The following is a 19,109-nucleotide window of genomic DNA, read 5'->3' as shown; positions in this document are numbered from 1 at the left end:
ATGAGAGCTGTGGTGTACCAGGGGCCGCACGAGGTGGCGGTCAACGAGGTCCCCGATCCGCGGATCGAGGCGCCGAACGACGTGATCGTCAGGATCACCACGACCGCGATCTGCGGCTCGGACCTGCACATGTACGAGGGCCGCACGCTGGCCGAGCCGGGCATCGTGTTCGGCCACGAGAACATGGGCGTGGTGGAGGAGGTCGGGCCCGGGGTCGTGCACATCCGCAAGGGCGACCGGGTCTCGATGCCGTTCAACGTGGCGTGCGGGTTCTGCCGCAACTGCCGGGAGGGGAAGACGGGGTTCTGCCTCACCGTCAACCCGGGCTTCGCCGGGGGCGCGTACGGCTACGTCGCGATGGGGCCGTACCGGGGCGGGCAGGCCGAATACCTGCGGGTGCCGTTCGCCGACTTCAACTGCCTGCGACTGCCGCCCGGCACGGAGCACGAGAACGACTTCGCGATGCTGGCCGACATCTTCCCGACCGGATACCACGGGGTGGCGATGACCGGGCTGCGCCCCGGCGAGAACATCACCGTGATGGGCGGCGGACCGGTGGGGCTGATGGCCGCGTACTCGGCGCTGCTGATGGGCGCGGCCGAGGTGTTCCTGGTGGACAAGGTCCCGGACCGGCTGCGGCTGGCCGAGTCGATCGGCGCGATCCCGGTCGACTTCACCGCCGGCGACCCGGTCGAGCAGATCCGGGAGCAGACCGACGGGGTCGGCACCGACCGGGGCGTGGACGCGGTGGGCTACCAGGCGTCCGGGGCCGGCGGCGAGGAGCACCCGGCGGCGGTGCTGAACAGCCTGGTGGACGTCGTGCGGCCGACGGGGTCGCTGGGGGTGGTCGGGCTGTACCTGGCGCACGACCCGGGCGCGCCGGACGAGCGGGCGGGCCGGGGCGAGCTGGTGTTCAAGGTCGGCAAGTTCTTCGAGAAGGGCCTGCGGATGGGGACGGGGCAGGCCAACGTGAAGTCGTACAACGAGTACCTGCGGAACCTGATCATGGCGGGGCGGGCGAAGCCGAGCTTCGTGGTGAGCAAGGAGCTGCCGCTGGCCGACGCGCCGGAGGCGTACCAGCGCTTCGACCAGCGGGAGGCGGGCTACTCGAAGGTGGTGCTGAAGCCGGCGGCGTAGGCCGCCGGGCCCTGCGGGCTCAGATCGCCCGGCTCCGGCTCGTCCACGGCAGCCGCCGCCCGGCCGGGTCGTCGGGGGCCGGCGGGGGTTGGTCGCGCGGCGGGTCGGCGCGGCCCGCGTCCGACCTCACCCGGCCCGCGCCCGGTCCGGTCCGGCCCGTCGGGGGCGGCAGCGCGCCCACCACCGGTTTGTCCCGCATCAGCACTCCCCTACCTCCGTGTACCTGGTTATACGGTTCCGGTGGCGGGCGGGATCGGAATGAAGCGAGATCACCCGGGTAGCGGACCGGGGACGGGCCCGCGACGGGCCCGCCGCAGGCGAGGGTGAGGAGAGACGGCGATGCGGGCGATCGTGTACGAGAGCAACGGCGACGCCTCGGTGCTGCGCCTGGTGGACCGGCCGGTGCCGGAACCGGGGCCCGGCGCGGTGCTCGTCCGGGTGGCCGTCTCCGGGGTGAACCCGACCGACTGGAAGGCCCGCCGGGCCTCGCCGCCGCCGGCGGGCTGGCAGACGCCCGGCCAGGACGGCGCCGGGGTGGTCGAGGCGGTCGGGGCGGGGGTCGACCGGAACCTGATCGGCGAGCGGGTGTGGCTCTGGGAGGCCGCCTGGCAGCGCCCGTGGGGCACCGCCGCCGAGTACACGGTGGTGCCGGTCGGGCAGGCGGTGCCCCTCGGCGACGCCTCCTTCGACGTGGGGGCGGCCCTGGGCATCCCGTTCCTCACCGCGCACCGCTGCCTGACCGCCGGGGAGATGATGCCGGGCAAGCTGCACGCCGGGGCGCTGGCCGACCACACCGTGCTGGTGCAGGGCGGGGCGGGGGCGGTCGGCAACGCGGCGATCCAGCTCGCCCGCTGGGCCGACGCCACCGTCGTCGCCACGGTCAGCAGCGCGGAGAAGGCCAACCTCGCTGCGGCGGCCGGCGCGTCGTTCGTCGTGAACTACCGGGAGCAGGACGTCGTCGAGGAGGTCCGCAAGATCGCCCCGGACGGCGTACACACGATCGTCGAGGTGTCGGCGGCGCGCAACGCGGCGGCCGACGTGCAGCTGCTGCGGGCCGGCGGGGCGGTCTGCGTCTACGCCGACGACGGCGGGGGCGAGGTGACGCTGCCGATCCGGCCGCTGATGGCCCCGAACGCCCGCTGGCAGTTCGTGCTGGTCTACACCGCCCCGGCGGTGGCCAAGGCGCAGGCCGTCGCCGACGTGTCGGCGGCCGCCGCGCAGGGCGCCGTGCGGGTGGGCGAGGAGGCCGGGCTGCCACTGCACCACCACCCGCTGGCAGCCACGGCGGCGGCCCACGAGGCGGTGGAGAACTCGGTGGTCGGCAAGGTGCTGGTCACGACGGCCGAGGGGGCGAGCGCCGGATAGGACGGCCACCGACCGGACCGGCACCGAACGGGCGCGTTCACCGGCTGTTTTCCCCGTCGCCAGGACAGAGCCGAACAAGTTTCGCAAGAATGGAGGGGCGGGTGAACCGCCCCTGGGCGGGCGGCCCCGGCGCGGTGCGAACGCCGGGGCCGCCCTTGGGGGGAGGGAGGTCTAGGAGTACATCCCTGCCCATTCAGGCGACGGTGCGCCTGAAATTGTTACGGCGTTGTCAACTCCCGGACAGTCAGGCCCCCTTCGGCGTACCGGGACCGGACGACCTTCTTGTCGAACTTGCCGACGCTGGTCTTCGGCACGGCGTCGACGAACGCCCACCGCTCCGGCAACTGCCAGCGCGCCACCGAACCGGCCAGGAAGTCGCGCAGCTCCTCGGCGGTCACCTCGGCGCCCTCGCGGACCACCACCGTGGCCAGGGGCCGCTCGTCCCAGCGCTCGTCCGGCACGCCCACCACGCAGGCCTCCAGCACCGCCGGGTGGGCCATCAGGGCGTTCTCCAGCTCGACCGAGGAGATCCACTCGCCGCCGGACTTGATCACGTCCTTCGCCCGGTCGGTGAGGGTGAGGTACCCGTCGGGCGACAGCGTCCCGACGTCGCCCGTGCGCAGCCAGCCGTCGCGGAACTTCTCCTCGTCCGGGGCGTCGTCGCCGACGTACCGGGCGGTCACCCACGGCCCCCGGACCTCCAGCTCCCCGACGGAGGCCCCGTCGGCGGGCAGCGGCTCGCCCAGCGGACCCACGATCCGCGCGGCGACCCCGGCCGGGACGCGGCCCTGCGTGTACCGGTAGCGCCAGGCGTCCTCGCCGGTCGCCCCCGCCGGCGGCCGGGCGACCGAGCCCAGCGGGGACATCTCGGTCATCCCCCAGGCGTGGATGACGTCGACGTGGTGCCGCTCGTCGAACGCGTGCATGAGGGCGGGCGGGCAGGCCGAGCCGCCGACGATGACCTCCTTCAGCGAGGAGGTGTCCACGTCGTGCTCGTCGAGGTAGGCCAGCAGGTCGTTCCAGATGGTCGGCACCGCGCCGGCCAGGGTGGGCCGCTCGGCGGCGATCATCGCGGCGATGGGGGCGGCCTGGAGGAACCGGTCCGGCATGATCAGCGACGCGCCGGAGAGGAACGCCGCGTACGGCAGCCCCCAGGACATGGCGTGGAACATCGGCACGATGGCAAGCTCCCGGTCGGTCGGCCCGAGGCCGAACCCCTCCGGCATGCAGATCTGCAACGAGTGCAGGTAGATCGACCGGTGCGAGTAGGCGACCCCCTTGGGGTTGCCGGTGGTCCCGGAGGTGTAGCAGAGGGCGGCCGCGTCGCGCTCGTCGACCTCCGGCCAGTCGAAGACCTCCGGCCTGCCGGCCAGCAGGGCGTCCCAGTGGTGTACGGCGATCCGGTCGCCGGCCGCCGCCACCAGCGGTGCGGGGTCGCCCCCGCCGACGACCACCACGTGCCGCACCGTGGCCAGGTCGCCGATGACCCGGGCCAGCAGCGGGATCAGCGTCGAGTCGACCAGCACCACCCGGTCCTGCGCATGGTTGGCGATGTAGGCGACCTGGTCGGGGAAGAGCCGCAGGTTCAGCGTGTGCAGCACCGCGCCCATGCTGGGCACCGCGAAGTAGGCCACGAGGTGCTCGTTGTTGTTCCACATGAACGTGGCGACCCGCTCGTCGCCGGTCACCCCGCACTCGTCGCGCAGCGCGTGGGCCAGCCGGGCCGCCGCCCGCCCCACCTCGGCGTACGACATGCGACGGGGCTCGCCGCCGGTCCAGGTGACCACCTCGGCGGTGCCGTGCACCGTAGCGCCGTGTTCGAGGATCCGGGCGACCTGGAGGGGAGCGTCCATCATCGTGCTACGCATGGGTAACAAGCTAGTGTCGGCGGTCATCCGTTGGGAACCCCCGTTAGGTTGTCCGGGTGAGCATCTCCTGGGCCGACTCGTACGTGGGGCAGCTTCGCGCCCTCGCCGGTGACCGCACCCTGATGTTCGTCGGCGCTCGCGCGGTGGTCCGCGACAGCGCCGGCCGGGTGCTGCTGATCCGGCGCTCCGACAACGGCCAGTGGGCCCTGCCGGCCGGGGCGATGGAGCTGGGCGAGTCGATCGCCGACTGCGCGGTGCGCGAGGTGCGCGAGGAGACCGGGCTGCGCGCCCTGCGGGTGGGCGCGTTCGCCCTCTACACCGGTCCCGACCGGATCACCACCAACATGTACGGCCACACCTACCAGGTCTTCACCGTCGCCTTCCGCGTCGAGGACTGGGACGGCGAGCTGGTCCGGGCCACCGACGAGACCACCGACGCGGGCTTCTTCCACCGCGACCGGTTCCCCGCCCCGCTGTCGGCCTCCGTCACCGAGACCCTCGCCGACCTCGACGTCTTCGAGCAGGCCAACCGGATGATCCTGAAGTAGCCGCGGGTTCTCACAGCATCGTCTGGCTCTTGGCCTCCATCTCGGCGGCGGCCTCGTCCCGCGACTCCTTCGCCAGCGGCTTGCCGCCCGGGGCGGGGGCCTTCCCGCCCAGCGGGTCGGCCCCGCCCGACGCGCCGCGCGGCCCGGCCCCGCGCAGCTTCTCGTTCGGCAGCGCCAGGGTCACCAGCACCGCCACGACGGCGACCAGCCCGGTGGTGAGGAAGACCAGGTGCAGCGACTCCACGAAGGCGGCCTGGATGGCGGCGCGGACCGGGCCGGGCAGGGCCAGGATCGTCGCCGGGTCGTTGATCGACACGTTGTTCCCGCCGCCGGCCAGCACCGCCGCCCGCTGCTGCGGCGGGAGCTGCGCGAGCGCGGCCGGCATCCGGGCGGCGAGCTGGTCGGCGAGCCGGGACGACAGCACCGCCCCGAGGATCGCCACCCCGAACGAGCCGCCCAGCGACCGGAAGAACGTCGCCGAGGAGGTGCCCGCGCCGAGGTCCCGGGGGCCCACCGAGTTCTGCACGGCGAGGATCAGCGACTGCATGGACAGCCCCAGCCCGACGCCGATGACCGTCAGGTAGCCGAACGCCACCCACAACGACGTGTCGACGGCCAGGCGGGTGAACAGCAGCATGCCGGCGAGCAGCACCACCGACCCGGCGACCGGGAACCACTTGTACCGGCCGATCCGGGTCATCGCCCGGCCGGTGAGGATCGAGGTGACGATGATGCCGGCCATCATCGGCAGCATCAGCAGGCCGCTGCGGGTCGGCGACGCGCCCTTGACGATCTGGAGATACAGCGGGATGAAGATGATCGACCCGAACATCACCAGGCCCAGGACGAAGCCGGCCCCGTTGGCCAGCGCGAACGTCCGGCTACGGAACAGCCGCAGCGGCAGGATCGGCTCGGCGACCCGCGCCTCCTGGAGCAGGAACAGCCCGCCCAGCACCGCCCCGGCCACGAACAGCCCGACGATCACGGCGGAGCCCCAGGCGTACGAGTTGCCGCCCCAGCTCAGCGCGAGCAGCAGGCAGCTCACCCCGGCGACCAGCAGCGCCGCCCCGAGCCAGTCGATCGCGTGTTCCCGCCGCTGGAACGGGATGAGCCGCATGACGTGGTAGCAGACCACGATGGCCAGGATCGCCAGCGGCACGTTCAGGTAGAAGATCCACCGCCAGTTGGCCTCGGCGAAGTAGCCGCCCACCAGCGGCCCGGCCACCGAGGCGATGCCGAACACCGCCCCGAACAGGCCCTGGTAGCGACCGCGTTCCCGGGGCGACACCACGTCCGAGATGATCGTGAACGCGAGCGTCATCAGGCCGCCCGCGCCGAGGCCCTGCACGCCCCGGGTCACGATCAGCTGGGTCATGTCCTGCGACAGCCCGGCCAGCAGCGAGCCGAGCAGGAACGTCCCGATCGAGAAGAGGAACACCGGGCGGCGGCCGTACAGGTCGGCCATCTTGCCGTACAGCGGGGTGGAGGCGGTGGAGGCGAGCAGGTAGGCGGTGACCACCCACGAGTAGTGGTCGATCCCGCCCAACTCGCCGACGATGGTGGGCAGCGCCGTGCCGACGATGGTCTGGTCCAGCGCGGCGAGCAGCATGCCCGTCATCAGGCCGAACATGAGCAGGCGTAGCTGCCGGGGGTTCAACACCGGGCTTTCTTGCGTGGTCATCCCGCCTTCTTTCCCGCCCGGCGCGGATCATGCGGGCCGGGCGGGAGGAAGAAGGCGGATCCGGTCGTTGGCGGCTCTCGGCGGGTCGGTGGCGGCCCTCGGCGGGTCAGTGGCGGCCCTCGGCGAACTCCTCGACGATCTTGGCGCAGAAGGCGGGCAGGTCGTCCGGCTTGCGGCTGCTGACCAGCCCGTCGTCCGTGACGACCGGCTCGTCGACCCAGGTCGCGCCCGCGTTCGTCAGGTCGGTGCGCAGGCTCGGCCACGAGGTGATCCGGCGGCCCCGCACCACGTCCGCCTCGACCAGCGTCCACGGGCCGTGGCAGATCACCCCGACCGGCTTGCCGGCGTCGAAGAACGCCTTCACGAACCGGACCGCGTCCGGGTCGGTGCGCAGGAAGTCCGGGTTCGCCACCCCGCCGGGCAGCACCAGGCCGTCGTACCGGCCGGCGTCCGCGTCGGCGACGGTCACCTCGACGTCGTACGTCCCGCCGTGGTCCAGATGGTCGAATGCCTGGATCTTGCCCGGCTTGAGCGAGACCAGCTCCGCCGTCGCCCCGGCGTTCTCGACCGCCTCGCGCGGCCGGGTGTACTCGACCTCCTCCACGCCGTCGGTGGCCAGGAAGGCGATCCGCTTGCCCTGCAGTGTCGTGCCTGCCATGTCGTGTCTCTCCTCTCGGGGGTACCCCTGGACGGTTCCCGGGCCCGCCGCGGCGAAACTGGCCCAGGTTTGATCCCGCAGGGCCGGGGGACCCGGGGTGGCATGGCAGGAGCAGCAGCGGAAGAGCGCCGGCTCGCCACCGTCGTGGAGAGCTGGCTGGGCCGCCCCGTGCTGGTGATCGGCGACGCCATGCTCGACGAGTGGCGGTTCGCCGAGTCCGACCGGCTCTGCCGGGAGGCCCCGGCCCCCGTCCTCACCCTGCGCCGGCGCATCTCGGCGGCCGGCGGGGCGGCGAACACCGCCGTCAACGTGGCCGCCCTCGGCGGGCGGGCGGTGCTGGTCGCCCCGGTCGGCGCGGACGTCGCCGGGGACGAGCTGCACGACTGCCTCGACCGGGCCGGGGTCTGGGACCGCACCGTCGCCCAGCCCGGCCGGCACACCCCCGTGAAGCGGCGGATGCTCGCCGGCAACCAGATCCTGCTGCGCGAGGACTCCGGCGACCCCGACGACGCGCTCGACGGCGACGGGGTGCAGCGGCTGCTCACCGCCCTGGAGTGCGCCACCGAGGAGCTGCGGGCCGCCGCCGGGGGCGAGGCGCCGACCCTGGTGGTCTGCGACTACGGGCTGGGCGCGCTGCCCGCGCCCGTACGCGCCTGGCTGGTCGCCGCCCGCGACCGGTACGCCACGATCGCCCTCGACGCCCACGACCTGGCCGACTGGCGGGGGCTCGCGCCGACCGTGGTCACCCCCAGCTTCGCGGAGGCGACCCGGCTGCTCGCCCGCGCCGCCTCGCGTACCGACTCGCACCTGCACCTGGACCACCCGGCGGCCGACCCGGCGGACGGCCCCTCGGAGCTGAGCGTGGGCACCGCGCCGGGCGCGGCGGGATCCCCGGCGGTCGCCGCACCGGCCGGAGTGCCGGGGGCCGCGCCGCCGCCGGCCGGGGTGCCGCTCGGCCCGCCCACGGGCGGGACCGGCGAGCCGACGCCCGGCGAGGACCGGGTGGCGATGACCGGCGACGGGCTCAGCGTCACCGGCACCGGCGTGACGGTGAGCGCCCTGGCCGGCGAGGGGGTGGACCGGGCCGTGCTGGCCGAGGCCCGCCTCGCCGAGCTGCGCGCGCACACCGGCGCGGACGTGGTCGCGGTGACCCTGGACACCGAGGGCGCGGTGGTCGGCGGCGCGGACGGCGCCTCCCGGCGCAGCCACAGCACCCCGGTCCCGGCGAGCCACGCCGTCGGCGCGGGGGACGCCTACCTGGCCGCGATGACGCTGGCGTTGGCCGCCACCGCGCCCCTGCCGACCGCCGCGCAGCTCGCCCAGCTCGCCGCGACCATCACCGTGTCCGACACCGGCACCTGCGTGTGCCGGCGGGAGGACCTGCTGCGCGCGCTCGGCGCGCGCGGCGACGACGCCGGGCACCCCGTGCTGGTGGCCCCGGACGAGCTGGCGGCCATCGTGGAGACCCAGCGCGGCGCGGGCCGGTCGGTGGTCTTCACCAACGGCTGCTTCGACGTGCTGCACCCGGGGCACGTGCGCTATCTGGAGCAGGCGCGGGCCCTCGGGGACCTGCTGGTGGTGGCGGTCAACTCCGACGGCAGCGTACGCCGGCTGAAGGGCCCGGACCGGCCGGTCAACCCGGTGGAGGACCGGGTCGCGCTGCTCGCCGCGCTGGCCTGCGTGGACCACGTGGTGATCTTCGAGGAGGACTCCCCGGCGGACCTGATCGAGGTCGTCCGCCCCGACGTGTACGTCAAGGGCGGCGACTACCCGCCGGAGATGGTGCCGGAGGCCCCGCTGGTGCGCCGGCTCGGCGGGCAGGTCCGCACCCTCGGGTACGTGCCCGACCGGTCCACCTCCGCGATCATCGACCGCATCCGGGCGCACGGCCACGGGACCGTGCCGGGCGGGCCGGAGCGGGTGGACGCGCGCGGCCGATCGGCTGTCCCGGGCGAGCCGGAGCAGGTGGACGCCCACGGTTCCACGGCGTCGACGCCGGGCCGGCCGGCGTGAACCGACCGCTCGACCCCGGCACGGGTGGCGTCGACCGACCGCGTGCCTCCGCATCGGATGGCGTCGGCCGACCGCTCGACCCCGGCACGGCCGACGGGTTCCGCCGCCAGCGGCAGCTCGACGTGCTGATCCCGACGCGCAACCGGCCCGCCGAGCTGGCGGTCACCCTCGCCGGGCTGGCCGCCCAGGAGGGCGTCGCCGGGTTCGGCGTGGTGGTCAGCGACCAGTCCGACGGGGACCCCGCGTACGCCCATCCGGCCGCCGCGACGATGGTGCGGGCGCTGCGCCACCGGGGCCACCCGGTGCTGCTGACCCGACGGCTGCCCCGGCGCGGGCTGGCCGAGCACCGGGCGTACCTGCTGGACGCCTCGGTCGCCCGCTACGTGCTCTGCCTCGACGACGACGTCTGGCTGGAGCCGGGGACCCTGCGCCGGCTGGTCACCGCGATCGGCGAGCTGGGCTGCGGCTTCGTCGGCAACGCGGTGCACGGGCTGTCGTACGTCGACGACGTCCGGCCGCAGACCCACCGGCACTACGAGGAGTGGGCGGGCCGGCCGGTGCCGGAGCGGGTCCGCCCCGGCACGCCGCAGTGGGAGCGGGCGTCGATCCACTCGGCGGCGAACCTGCTGCACGTCACCGAGGGGCTGCGCCTGCCGGCGGGGGCGTGGCGGGCGTACAAGGTCTCCTGGGTCGGCGGGTGCGTGCTGTACGACCGGGCTGCGCTGGTCGACTCGGGCGGCTTCGACTTCTGGCGGCGGGTGCAGCCCAACCACCAGGGCGAGGACGTGGCCGCCCAGCTCGCGGTGCTGGAGCGCCACGGCGGCGCGGGCGTCCTGCCCAGCGGCGCCTACCACCTGGAGTCGCCGACCACGGTCACCGAGCGGGACGTCGAGGCGTGGGAGGTCGTGCTCGCCGACTCTCCCGAGCGGGTGTGAGCAGGGGACCCTTCTCGACCGTATGCGTCAACAGGGGGCCTTCCTTACCCGGCCAGCAGGTCGTGGGCCGCCTCCAGCACCTCGATCGCCGGCACGTCGGCGACGAACGAGTCCCGGTGCGGGCACTCGCCGTCGCCGGGGCGGTGCGGGTAGATCCCGGGGGTGCAGTCGACGCCGCAGACCGGGCAGCGCACCGTCCAGGAGGCGATCGGGCGGTGCCGGCCGCGCAGCAGGTGCCCCCCGTTGATCAGGTTGCCGATCCAGTAGACCCCCACCGTGGGGGTGCCGACGGCGGCGGCCAGGTGCAGCGGGCCGGTGTCGTTGGAGACCACCAGCGCGCAGCCGGCGTAGCAGGCGGCGAGCCCGCCGAGGCCGAGCGCGCCGACGAGCGGGCGCACCGGCACGCCGGCCGCCGCGACCACCCGGTCCACCACGTCGCGTTCGGCGGGCGTGCCGGTGACCAGCACCTCGTAGCCGTCGCCGGCCAGGGCGCGGGCCACCTCGGCGAACCGCTCGGCCGGCCAGCGCCGCCGTGTGTCGGTGGCCCCGGGGTGCAGGGCCACCCGGGGCCGCCCCGGCGGGCCGAGCACCGCGTCGGCCTCGGCCCGGTCGGCGTCGGTGACCGCCAGCACGGGGACGATCCCGGCGGGCGGCGCGCCGACCAGGCCGACCACCTCCAGGTAGCGCAGCACCTCGTGCTGGTAGTAGACGTAGCGGATCCACCGGTCCAGCGGCGGGGCGTCCTCGGCGCGCAGCCCGGCGGTGACCCGCGCGCCGAGCCCGCCGACGATCGGGTTGGAGTTGCCCCCGCCGCCGTGCAGTTGCAGCGCCAGGTCGAAGCGTTCGGCGCGGGCGGCGGCCAGGAAGTCGGCCATCGACGTCTCCGGCTCGCCCGCGCCGGGCTCACGGATGCCGGGCGCGGGCGGGACCACCAGCACCCGGTCCACCGGGCCGGGCCGGTCGCGCCAGAGCTGCGCGTGCCACGGCGCGCCGAGCAGCACGATCTCCGCCTGCGGGTACGCGGCGCGCAGCGCCTCCAGCGCGGGCAGGATGAAGATGAAGTCGCCGAGCGCGTTGGCGCGCAGCACGGCGATCCGCGCGACGTCGGGGACGCGCTCACCCAGCGCGGCCGGTGCGGCGGCACCGCCCTGCGGGCCGGACGTCGACGGGGTGACCATCTCTGCCCGACCCGCTACGGCCGGTCGATCTCGTCGACGGCCGTGTCCGGGTGGTGCAGCTCCCGGTCGGCGGCGGAATCGACGGGGGCGGGCGTGCCCGTCGAGCCGGTGCTCGTCCGGTGGCCCGGGCCGGTGCCGGCTCCCCGGTGGGCCGGGCCCCCGTCGGCTCCCCGGTAGCCGGTGCGGCCGACGGTGATGGTGCGCGGGGTGGGCCGGGCCGCCCGGGGCAGCCGGACCCGGAGCAGGCCGTGGTCCATCACGGCGTCGATGCGGTCGGGATCCACGCGGGCGGGCAGGCCGACGCGGTACTCGAAACCCCGGGTCTCGAAGCCGCCGGGGATGCCCTGGTCGGCGTTGACCTCGGCCTCCGATCGGGCCCGGACGCACAGCTCCCGGTCGTCCAGCTCGACGGCCACCTCCTCGGGGGCCACGCCGGGCAGCCGGACGACGACCTCCCAGCCGTCGGCGGTCTCGCCCAGTTCCACCTCGGGCGGGCCGGACCGGCCGCCGCCGACGAGGCGGCTCAGCTCGGCGCGCAGCGACTGGAGCTCCCCCATCGGGTCCCAGCTCTGCTGCCGGCCGCGCCAGCCACGGCCCTCGGACTGCTGGCTCATCGCACGTCTCGCATCCGCTGGCCGGCCGCCTGGGCCCGCAGCGAGCTGGGCGCGTCGAGGCCGGCGTCGGTGTCGACGCCGACGCCGAGCCGGTCGACCAGCTCGCCGCCGAGCCAGGCGCTCGCACCGAGGATGGCCAGCGCGACGACCTCGATGGCGATCAACGCGCCGCCAGCGGCCCGCGACTCGGCGTTGAGCCGGACCACCCAGACGGCGGCGAAGAGGAGGATCACCGCGAGGTTGGCGGCGGCGTGGGTGAGGCCCACCCGCTTCGCGCGGGTGCCGGTGGGGATGGCCAGCAGGTCGAACGCGCCGGCCGCCGCGGCCAGCAGGCCACCGATCAGGCCGACGGTGATGTTCCAGTACGCCACCTCGCCGAGGAAGGCCGGGCCGCCGACGGTGTCGACGACGTCGAAGATCACGGCGGTGACCAGCAGGCCGACGGGGAACGTGATCAGCATCGGGTGCACGGGGTGCCCGAGCACCTTGAGTCGGCTCTCCATCGCGGCCTCCGTCGGTCGGTCCGTGCACGGTTGCGGGCTGGGCTGCTGTTCCGGGCTGGGCTGCTGGTGGGGCTCGGCGGCGCTGCGTGGGGCCGTACCCGGGACGCCGGGTGACAAACCTCGCGCTCGCGGCGCTTCGCCTAGGCTCGACCCGACGGGCCGGGCAGCGCCGCCGCGGGCCGCCACCGGGGTCAACGGTTACGGGGAGGCTGACGTGACGGTGGAGATCACCTCGCACGAGGAACTGCGCGAGCTGCTGGGGGCGCCGCTGCCCCGGGCGGTGACCAAGGAACGGCAGGCCCTGCACGAGCGGGACCGCCAGTGGCTGGCGGCCTCGCCGTTCTGCCTGGTCGCCACGGCCGGCGCGGACGGGGCCTGCGACGTCTCGCCGAAGGGCGACCCGCCCGGCTTCGCCCTGGTCCTGGACGACACGACGATCGCGATCCCGGAGCGGCCGGGCAACCGGCGGGCGGACGGCTACCACAACATCGTGGACAACCCGCACGTCGGGTTGATCTTCCTGATCCCCGGCCGGACGGACACGCTGCGGATCAACGGCCGGGCCCGCCTGGTGCGCGACGCCCCGTTCTTCGACGACATGGTGGTCCGGGGCCACCGGCCCGTCCTGGCGATCGTCGTGGAGATCGAGCAGATCTTCTTCCACTGCGGGAAGGCGTTCCTCCGCTCGGAGCTGTGGCGGCCGGAGACCTGGCGGCCCGACGCGGTGCCGTCCCGGGCCCGGCTGGCCAAGGAGCTCGAGGTCCCGACGGAGAGCCTGGCGGACCTGGAGGTCTACTACGGCCCGGCGTACGAGCGCAAGATCTACGGCTGACGCGAATGTCGGGGAGGTGGCGGTATCCCCGTCTCCGGATACCGCCACCTCCCCGACGTGATCTCGTCAGCCACCCACGCTGTGCAGGTCCTCCAGCACGGAGGCCGGCACCGGCCTGCCGAGCATCGCGCAGACGGACGCGTCCGTGGCGGCCATGGCCACCCGGTAGTAGCGGTCCCAGCCGGCGTTGGGCTCGGCGTCGAACGGCTCCGCGTTGGCGACGCTGACCACGGTGCGCCGGCCGTCGGCGGTCGCCAGGGCGATGCTGTGGTGGCCGAGGGTGTCGCCGCCGTGGCCCCACACCGTGCCGCACGCCGAGTCGAGCCTGATCAGCCCGAGGCCGTAGCCGCCCTTCATGGGGAAGTCCGCCGGCAGCTCGACCGTGGTCGTCATCTGCCTGAGCTGCTCGGCCGAGAACAGCTCGCCCCGCAGCACGGCGGAGAAGAAGCGGGAGAGGTCGTCGGTGGTGGAGATGACGGCCCCGGCGGCGCCGCCCCAGCCGCCGATCGGCCAGGTGGCCGTGTCGACGTAGCCGGGCTGCGGGCCGGCGAGCCTGACCCCGTAGCCGTGGGCGTAGCCGGGGCCGGTGTGGACCGCGCGCGGGTCGGCGAAGTAGGTGTGCCGCAGGCCCAGCGGCGCGGCGATGCGCTGCCGCACCAGCTCCGGCAGGCCCCTGCCGGTCAGCTTCTCGATGATCATCCCGAGCAGCGTGTAGTTGGTGTTCGAGTAGGACCAGCCCGTGCCCGGCGCGAAGTTCGGCTCGTGCGCGAATGCCACGGCGAGCAGCTCCTGTGGGGTCCACACCCGCTGCGGGTCGCTCGCCAGGCCGGCCATGAACGCCTCGTCGCCGGTGTAGCTGAACAGGCCGCTGGTGTGGTTGAGCAGCATCCGGACGGTGATGTTCCGGCCGTTCGGCACGACCTGCGGCAGATACCGGGAGACCGGCGCGTCCAGCCTGAGCTGCCCACGGTCCACCAGCTGCAGGGCGAGCACCGCCGTGAACGTCTTCGTGTTGCTGCCCGCCTCGAACTGGTCGCGGGCGGCCATGCGTCGCCCGGTGGAGATGTCCGCGAGGCCGGCGGCCGTGCGGGTCACCCGGTGGCCGTCGCCGATCCGGGCCGCGTACCCGGGCGGGCCGACCGCCATCATCCGGCGGGCGACGTCCTCCAGCACGGGGTTGCCGCCCCGCTGGGCGGGAGCGAACGCGGCCGGGTGCCCGTCGGCCCCGGCGGCGGTGGCGACCCCGGGGGCGGTCAGCACGGCCGCGGCGGTCGCCAGGATCGCGGTGGCGCGCATCAGGCGGGACTGCTTGGGGGTGGTGTTCCGCGTCGTCGTCATGCATTCGAGCATGTCGACCATCCGGGGCCGGGTCATTGCCGCCCACTGCCCGACCGCCGTCCAGGGGACACCACCGTCCATGGTGGTGCCAGCACTACCGGCGCCGCCCTGCGGTAGCGTCGCGGGCGTGCTGATCCGGGAGTTCACCGACACGGACTGGCCCCGGGTGTGGGAGATCGTCGCCGAGGTCGTCCGGGCCGGGGACACCTTCACCTACGACCCGGCGACGACCGCCGGGCAGGCGTACGACATCTGGGTGGAACGCCCGCCCGGGCGGACCGTCGTGGCGGTCGACGGTGACCGGGTGCTGGGCACGGCCAAGATGGGCACCAACCGGCCGGGGCCGGGATCGCACGTGGCCACCGCGAGTTTCATGGTGGCCGCCGACGCCCGGGGGCGCGGGGTCGGCACGGCCCTGTGCCGGCACGCGCTGGACTGGGCACGCGGGCGTGGCTACGCCGGGATGCAGTTCAACGCGGTGGCCGAATCCAACCGCGCGGCGGTCGGGGTCTATCGCCGGCTCGGGTTCGAGGTGGTCGGCACCGTACCCGGCGCGTTCGCGCACCCTGCCCTGGGCCGGGTCGGCCTGCACGTCATGTACTGCGCGTTCTGAGCTACTGCCGCCAGCCGTCGGCGTTGCCGAACGACTCCCGGGAGATGCCCGACCCGGTGTGCGGCCAGTCGCCGAACCGCTTGTCGTGCAGGTGCGCGAACAGGTAGCAGATGCTCTCGCACTCGGCGTCGGTGACCGCCAGGTCGGGGTTGGCCCGCACCGCCTCGTAGAACTCGCGGCCGAGGGCGACGATGTGGCCCCGGGCGTAGAGGAAGCCGTCGTCGGAGCCGTCGGTGACGGCGTGGATGTCGGCGCGGTCGAGGTCGTAGAGCTTTCGCTCGACCACCCGGTCCAGGGCGGTCAGCTCCTCGCTCGACAGGTCGGCGGCGAGGGCGCGCAGCTGGTCGACGAACGGGTCCAACCACTCGTCGAGGGCGTACGGGTCGACGTCGCCGGCCGCCGGGTCCCGCTCCCGCAGGGCCCGGCGCAGCGCCGCCGGCTCGGGGCCCAGCCGCTCCCACGCGGCCTCCACCATGGCCCAGAACCGGGCCTCGTCCTCGACACCGGGCAGCTTCGCGACACCGTCCACCGACACGCTCATGAGCCGCAGGTTAGCGGGGGGCACCGACATCCTCCCCCGGCCGGCGGGCGGGGCGGCTACCGGTGGCGGGCCAGCAGGTCGGCCACGGTGGCCGGCGAGTACACCCGGCCACGGGCAAGCACCGCCACGACCAGCGGGGCGAGCACCGCGACCAGGCCGAGCAGCGCGGTCTGCTGGTCGGCCGACACCGGCAGCCCGAAGGCGACCAGCAGGCTGAGCACGGCGGCACCGGCGGCGGTGACCCCGCCGACGGTCAGCAGCGGCTCGGAGGCCGCCGCCGCGTGCGCGGGAAGGGGAACGGGAACGGACTCGGGCATGACGGGCCTCCTAGGGGCTCGGTCGCGGACATCGGTCGTTCATTCGGTCACGCAGGCGACGATGCGCTGCGGGCCGTCGGCGGTGACGACGGTGACGACCTGTGCGGTCGTACCGTCAGGGCACCAGGGCCCCGGCGGGCCGCTCGGGCCGCCCGGCCCGGCCTCGCCCTGCGGCCCCCGCTCCCCCTGCGGGCCCGCCTCGCCCCTGGGCCCCTCCGGACCGGGCGGCCCCGGCGGGCCACCGGGGCCAGTCGGACCGGTCGGGCCGGTAGGGCCGCTCGGGCCGACCGCACCGGTGGGGCCGGATGGCCCCTGCGGTCCCTGCGGGCCCTGCTCACCGCGCGGTCCCGGCAGACCGGTGGGACCGGCGGCACCGTCGAGGCCGGGCACCCCTGGTGGTCCCGGCGGACCGGCCGGCCCGGGATCCCCGGGTACGCCCTTCAGGTCTTCCGGGTCGAAGACGCACGTCCCGCCGAGCTGCCGGACCTGCTGGCACAGTTGCTCGGCACCGGACACGGCGGTGGCCGCCCGCTGCTGCTGCTGGACGGTCTGCCGCCCCATCGACGCCGCCCACCAGCCGATCGTGGCGGCGATGAGGGCGGTCGCCGCGACGGCGATCACCGCGCGGCGGCGGCCCAGACGGTTCATCCGTAGCCGTAGCTGAAGGGTCTCGTCGGTCACGCATCACCGCCTGGCTCGTGCGGACGCAGTCTCGTCAGTTCCCGCAGCAGGGAGTCGGCGTGGTCCTCGGCCGCCCGCCGGGCGGATCGCGCCTCGTCCACAGCCTGCTGGAGGGTGTCGAGCCGGGCCTCGGCGGCCGAGCGGCGCACCTCCGCCTCGTCGGCGCGCCGCTCGGCCCGGTCGATGGCCTCCTGGTACTCCTTGCGGTCGGCCCGGTTCGCGTTGAGGAGGTACAGGACGACCATGACGAGCAACCCGCCGGCTCCGACCGCACCGAGGCCGCCGGGCGGGACGAGAGTCGCCAGGTCCACACGACGTCAGCTCGACAGCCGGGCGGTCAACTCGTCGACGACCTTGCGGGCCATGTCCTGCGGCACCGCCGCCGCGATGGCCGCCGGGGTGAGCCCGGCGGTCGCCAGCGCCTCGGCGAGCCGCTGCGGGGACAGGCCGGCGAGCACCCCGGCGATGATGGCGGGCTCGTCCGTCCAATCCTTGCCCTGCAGGGTGGTGACCCCGGCGACGACGCCGTCCAAACGGGCCATCAGGTAGTCGAGCTTGGCGACGAGGCTGTTGCTGGCCCCCGCCGGACCGGCGCCGTCGGGGTCGACGGCTCGGCCCATGCTGCTCCCGCCGTAGAACGTGCCTAGGTAGACCTGGTGGATTTCGTTCTCGGCCTTCTCGCTCATGTCGTCCTCCGGTGTCGGGGGGCTGATCAGCCCAATTTCGGTCAGGTAGCGGCGGAACAGCGGGGTCTGGTCCCGGCCCGCCTTGGTCGAGTCGCGGAAGAAACTGAAGTGGGTGTGCCAGAGGTGGGAGCTGTCGCCGGTGCTGCGCTTGCCGAGCCGGTCCCACCGCTTGACCGTCTTGCCGTCGGGGGAATAGATGATCTCCCTGATGTCCCGCGTGTCGGCCGTGCCGGCGGTGCACTGCTGCACGCACCAGACCGAGAACGAACGCAGGTCGTGGGTGCGGCCGCCCGACTTCACGCTGAAGTCACCGACGTCCAGGCCGGACGCGTCGAGGGTCAGCCCCGAGCTGTCCCGGGTGGACTCCACCACGGAGTAGTCGCCGGACACGACGCGGTCGGAGCCACAGTGGTAGCCGCCCCGGTGGGAGGCGTCGCCCACGATGCCGACCTCCGCTGGTTCCAGGTCCTGCGGGCGTGAGGTCTTCGGGTCGACGTCCAGGTGGGTCAGGAGCAGGCTTCGGACGGCCATCAGGTTCGCCGGGGCCCGGGTCATGGGCGCTCCCTTCGGGTAGTTGGGAGCCGGGCCAGATGACTACCGAGTACGCATACCCTCCGTTAGGCACAAGCCCGACCAAGTGGTGCACAACGGCGGGCAGTTGACCCAAGGGTAACTAGATAATCACGCTTTCACCAGGGCAAACGCCCCAGCTTCGGATAGTGCTATCCAAGCCCTGACCTGCCCGAACACCTGGGGCGGCGGGGCGGCGGGGGGGCGGGGCGGGGGGCGGCGACATGGGGGCATCCGGCGGGCCGGATACCGCCACTAGGCCGACGTCGCCGGCGGGCGTCGCCGCCTCCAGACATAGGCAAGGACGAGGGCGGCCAGACCCAGGAGAGCCAGAGCGGCGGCGACGACCACGCACACGGCGAGCCGGCGTTCGGCCGCCGCGACGTTCGCGGCGTGCTGTTGCAGCATCTCGGGCGTCGGGTCCTGATAGGGCAGTGACGTCCCGGCCACCTGCAGCAGGGGCAGGCACGGCAGCAGGCAGGAGGCGAGGAGCAGGAGAACCCCGACGGACAACGCCAGGCGGCTACGGGACATCGCGACAGGCTCCCACAGCCCGTCGCCCCCCGGGCCCGCCGGTGCGCGGAGGCTTTGCTGCCAGCGCCACTCCCCGTGACCCTGCATCCACCCCCGCCCACGCCTCGCGCTCCCTTTGCTCTGCACCCATATCCGCAGCATCAGCGCCGACCTGCAGTTATGTACATTCGCGCAGAGCGCGGCAGGCAACGGCCGATCACTCCGGGTAAGCCGTTGCGCATCTGGGTGCAGAGCAAAGGCAGCGGGCCGGGGTGGCAGCGCTCGACGGAAGAACACGCTGTGTCACGCCGGGGTGGGAGAGATCGCGGCGCACGGCAGCCGCGCACGGCAGGGCCCAGCCCGGGCGGCGGTGCGACCGCTACCGGAAACGACGAAGCCCAGGCCATCTGACCTGGGCTTCGTCACCGAGCCGCCTGACGGAATCGAACCGTCGACCTACGCATTACGAGTGCGTCGCTCTAGCCGACTGAGCTAAGGCGGCAACGATCGTCAAGTGT

General features: G+C 74.2%; 21 protein-coding genes and 1 tRNA gene. 7 read left to right on the top strand and 15 right to left on the bottom strand.

The window, feature by feature from the left end; all coding sequences use genetic code 11:
• Positions 1–1,137 (top strand): glutathione-independent formaldehyde dehydrogenase, encoded by a 1,137-nt coding sequence (locus LPU61_RS26335; RefSeq protein ID WP_043961521.1) that lies wholly within the window; start codon positions 1–3, stop codon positions 1,135–1,137.
• 19 nt (positions 1,138–1,156) lie between these two features.
• Here LPU61_RS26335 and LPU61_RS26330 read toward each other — a convergent pair whose 3' ends face one another.
• Positions 1,157–1,336 carry a hypothetical protein gene (locus tag LPU61_RS26330; protein WP_229406473.1) on the bottom strand — a complete coding sequence of 60 codons (180 nt, stop codon included), beginning with the start codon at positions 1,334–1,336 and terminating at the stop codon, positions 1,157–1,159.
• 140 nt (positions 1,337–1,476) lie between these two features.
• Here LPU61_RS26330 and LPU61_RS26325 point away from each other — a divergent pair, with 140 nt between their 5' ends.
• Positions 1,477–2,502 carry an NADPH:quinone reductase gene (locus LPU61_RS26325; RefSeq protein WP_229406472.1) on the top strand — a complete coding sequence of 342 codons (1,026 nt, stop codon included), beginning with the start codon at positions 1,477–1,479 and terminating at the stop codon, positions 2,500–2,502.
• 218 nt (positions 2,503–2,720) lie between these two features.
• Here LPU61_RS26325 and LPU61_RS26320 read toward each other — a convergent pair whose 3' ends face one another.
• Positions 2,721–4,370: a fatty acid--CoA ligase gene (locus LPU61_RS26320; RefSeq protein WP_229406471.1), complete on the bottom strand. Its 1,650-nt coding sequence runs from the start codon at positions 4,368–4,370 to the stop codon at positions 2,721–2,723.
• 56 nt (positions 4,371–4,426) lie between these two features.
• Here LPU61_RS26320 and LPU61_RS26315 point away from each other — a divergent pair, with 56 nt between their 5' ends.
• Positions 4,427–4,918 (top strand): NUDIX domain-containing protein, encoded by a 492-nt coding sequence (locus tag LPU61_RS26315; protein WP_043961517.1) that lies wholly within the window; start codon positions 4,427–4,429, stop codon positions 4,916–4,918.
• Between the two features lie 10 nt (positions 4,919–4,928).
• On the opposite strand, the gene LPU61_RS26310 is transcribed toward LPU61_RS26315, so the two are convergent.
• Both LPU61_RS26310 and LPU61_RS26305 read right to left on the bottom strand, forming a co-directional pair.
• Positions 4,929–6,599: an MDR family MFS transporter gene (locus tag LPU61_RS26310; RefSeq protein ID WP_043961516.1), complete on the bottom strand. Its 1,671-nt coding sequence runs from the start codon at positions 6,597–6,599 to the stop codon at positions 4,929–4,931.
• 106 nt (positions 6,600–6,705) lie between these two features.
• Entirely contained in the window at positions 6,706–7,257 is a 552-nt protein-coding gene (locus tag LPU61_RS26305; RefSeq protein ID WP_043961515.1) for a type 1 glutamine amidotransferase domain-containing protein, read from the bottom strand.
• Positions 7,258–7,359: 102 nt separating this feature from the next.
• On the opposite strand from LPU61_RS26305, the gene rfaE2 reads away from it, so the two are divergent.
• Both rfaE2 and LPU61_RS26295 read left to right on the top strand, forming a co-directional pair.
• On the top strand, positions 7,360–9,270 hold the full coding sequence (rfaE2, locus tag LPU61_RS26300) for a D-glycero-beta-D-manno-heptose 1-phosphate adenylyltransferase (protein ID WP_229406470.1): 1,911 nt from the start codon (positions 7,360–7,362) through the stop codon (positions 9,268–9,270).
• 122 nt (positions 9,271–9,392) lie between these two features.
• Positions 9,393–10,205: a glycosyltransferase family 2 protein gene (locus LPU61_RS26295; protein WP_229406625.1), complete on the top strand. Its 813-nt coding sequence runs from the start codon at positions 9,393–9,395 to the stop codon at positions 10,203–10,205.
• A gap of 44 nt (positions 10,206–10,249) precedes the next feature.
• Here LPU61_RS26295 and LPU61_RS26290 read toward each other — a convergent pair whose 3' ends face one another.
• Genes LPU61_RS26290 through LPU61_RS26280 form a run of 3 tightly spaced genes read right to left on the bottom strand, consistent with a single transcriptional unit; the run spans position 10,250 to position 12,500 of the window.
• On the bottom strand, positions 10,250–11,383 hold the full coding sequence (locus tag LPU61_RS26290; protein WP_229406469.1) for a glycosyltransferase family 9 protein: 1,134 nt from the start codon (positions 11,381–11,383) through the stop codon (positions 10,250–10,252).
• A 14-nt stretch (positions 11,384–11,397) separates the two neighbouring features.
• The gene (locus LPU61_RS26285; RefSeq protein ID WP_229406468.1) at positions 11,398–11,997 is read right to left on the bottom strand and encodes an Hsp20/alpha crystallin family protein; all 600 of its coding nucleotides are present in this window, start codon (positions 11,995–11,997) and stop codon (positions 11,398–11,400) included.
• A complete protein-coding gene (locus tag LPU61_RS26280; RefSeq protein WP_043961511.1) occupies positions 11,994–12,500 on the bottom strand; it encodes a DUF2231 domain-containing protein in 507 nt (168 codons plus the stop codon). Before LPU61_RS26280 ends, LPU61_RS26285 begins: the two co-directional genes overlap by 4 nt.
• Positions 12,501–12,714: 214 nt before the next feature.
• Between LPU61_RS26280 and LPU61_RS26275 the strand changes: the two genes are divergently transcribed.
• Positions 12,715–13,332: a pyridoxamine 5'-phosphate oxidase family protein gene (locus tag LPU61_RS26275; protein WP_229406467.1), complete on the top strand. Its 618-nt coding sequence runs from the start codon at positions 12,715–12,717 to the stop codon at positions 13,330–13,332.
• 66 nt (positions 13,333–13,398) lie between these two features.
• On the opposite strand, the gene LPU61_RS26270 is transcribed toward LPU61_RS26275, so the two are convergent.
• Positions 13,399–14,670, bottom strand: a complete 1,272-nt coding sequence (locus LPU61_RS26270; protein WP_229406466.1) for a serine hydrolase — start codon at positions 14,668–14,670, stop codon at positions 13,399–13,401.
• A gap of 127 nt (positions 14,671–14,797) precedes the next feature.
• Between LPU61_RS26270 and LPU61_RS26265 the strand changes: the two genes are divergently transcribed.
• On the top strand, positions 14,798–15,283 hold the full coding sequence (locus LPU61_RS26265; protein WP_229406465.1) for a GNAT family N-acetyltransferase: 486 nt from the start codon (positions 14,798–14,800) through the stop codon (positions 15,281–15,283).
• Position 15,284: 1 nt separating this feature from the next.
• Here LPU61_RS26265 and LPU61_RS26260 read toward each other — a convergent pair whose 3' ends face one another.
• The 7 genes from LPU61_RS26260 to LPU61_RS26230 form a co-directional block, all read right to left on the bottom strand.
• Positions 15,285–15,824 carry a DUF4240 domain-containing protein gene (locus tag LPU61_RS26260; RefSeq protein WP_229406464.1) on the bottom strand — a complete coding sequence of 180 codons (540 nt, stop codon included), beginning with the start codon at positions 15,822–15,824 and terminating at the stop codon, positions 15,285–15,287.
• A 56-nt stretch (positions 15,825–15,880) separates the two neighbouring features.
• A complete protein-coding gene (locus LPU61_RS26255; RefSeq protein ID WP_077935728.1) occupies positions 15,881–16,141 on the bottom strand; it encodes a hypothetical protein in 261 nt (86 codons plus the stop codon).
• A 39-nt stretch (positions 16,142–16,180) separates the two neighbouring features.
• Positions 16,181–16,822 (bottom strand): hypothetical protein, encoded by a 642-nt coding sequence (locus tag LPU61_RS31665; protein ID WP_277814335.1) that lies wholly within the window; start codon positions 16,820–16,822, stop codon positions 16,181–16,183.
• Positions 16,819–17,133, bottom strand: a complete 315-nt coding sequence (locus LPU61_RS26245) for a hypothetical protein (protein WP_043961506.1) — start codon at positions 17,131–17,133, stop codon at positions 16,819–16,821. Before LPU61_RS26245 ends, LPU61_RS31665 begins: the two co-directional genes overlap by 4 nt.
• A gap of 6 nt (positions 17,134–17,139) precedes the next feature.
• On the bottom strand, positions 17,140–18,063 hold the full coding sequence (locus LPU61_RS26240) for a hypothetical protein (protein ID WP_043961505.1): 924 nt from the start codon (positions 18,061–18,063) through the stop codon (positions 17,140–17,142).
• Between the two features lie 270 nt (positions 18,064–18,333).
• Positions 18,334–18,612, bottom strand: coding sequence for a hypothetical protein (locus tag LPU61_RS26235; protein ID WP_144420154.1), 279 nt, complete (start codon positions 18,610–18,612; stop codon positions 18,334–18,336).
• Positions 18,613–19,019: 407 nt separating this feature from the next.
• Positions 19,020–19,093: transfer RNA gene (locus tag LPU61_RS26230), tRNA-Thr, on the bottom strand.
• Positions 19,094–19,109 lie beyond the last annotated feature (16 nt).

Origin of the sequence: Micromonospora sp. NBRC 110038 (genome assembly GCF_020884815.1) — a bacterium.
GTDB classification, from domain to species: domain Bacteria; phylum Actinomycetota; class Actinomycetes; order Mycobacteriales; family Micromonosporaceae; genus Micromonospora; species Micromonospora haikouensis.
The sequence above is the reverse complement of the archived record's forward strand: the minus strand, read 5'-3'. Positions and strand labels throughout refer to the sequence as shown.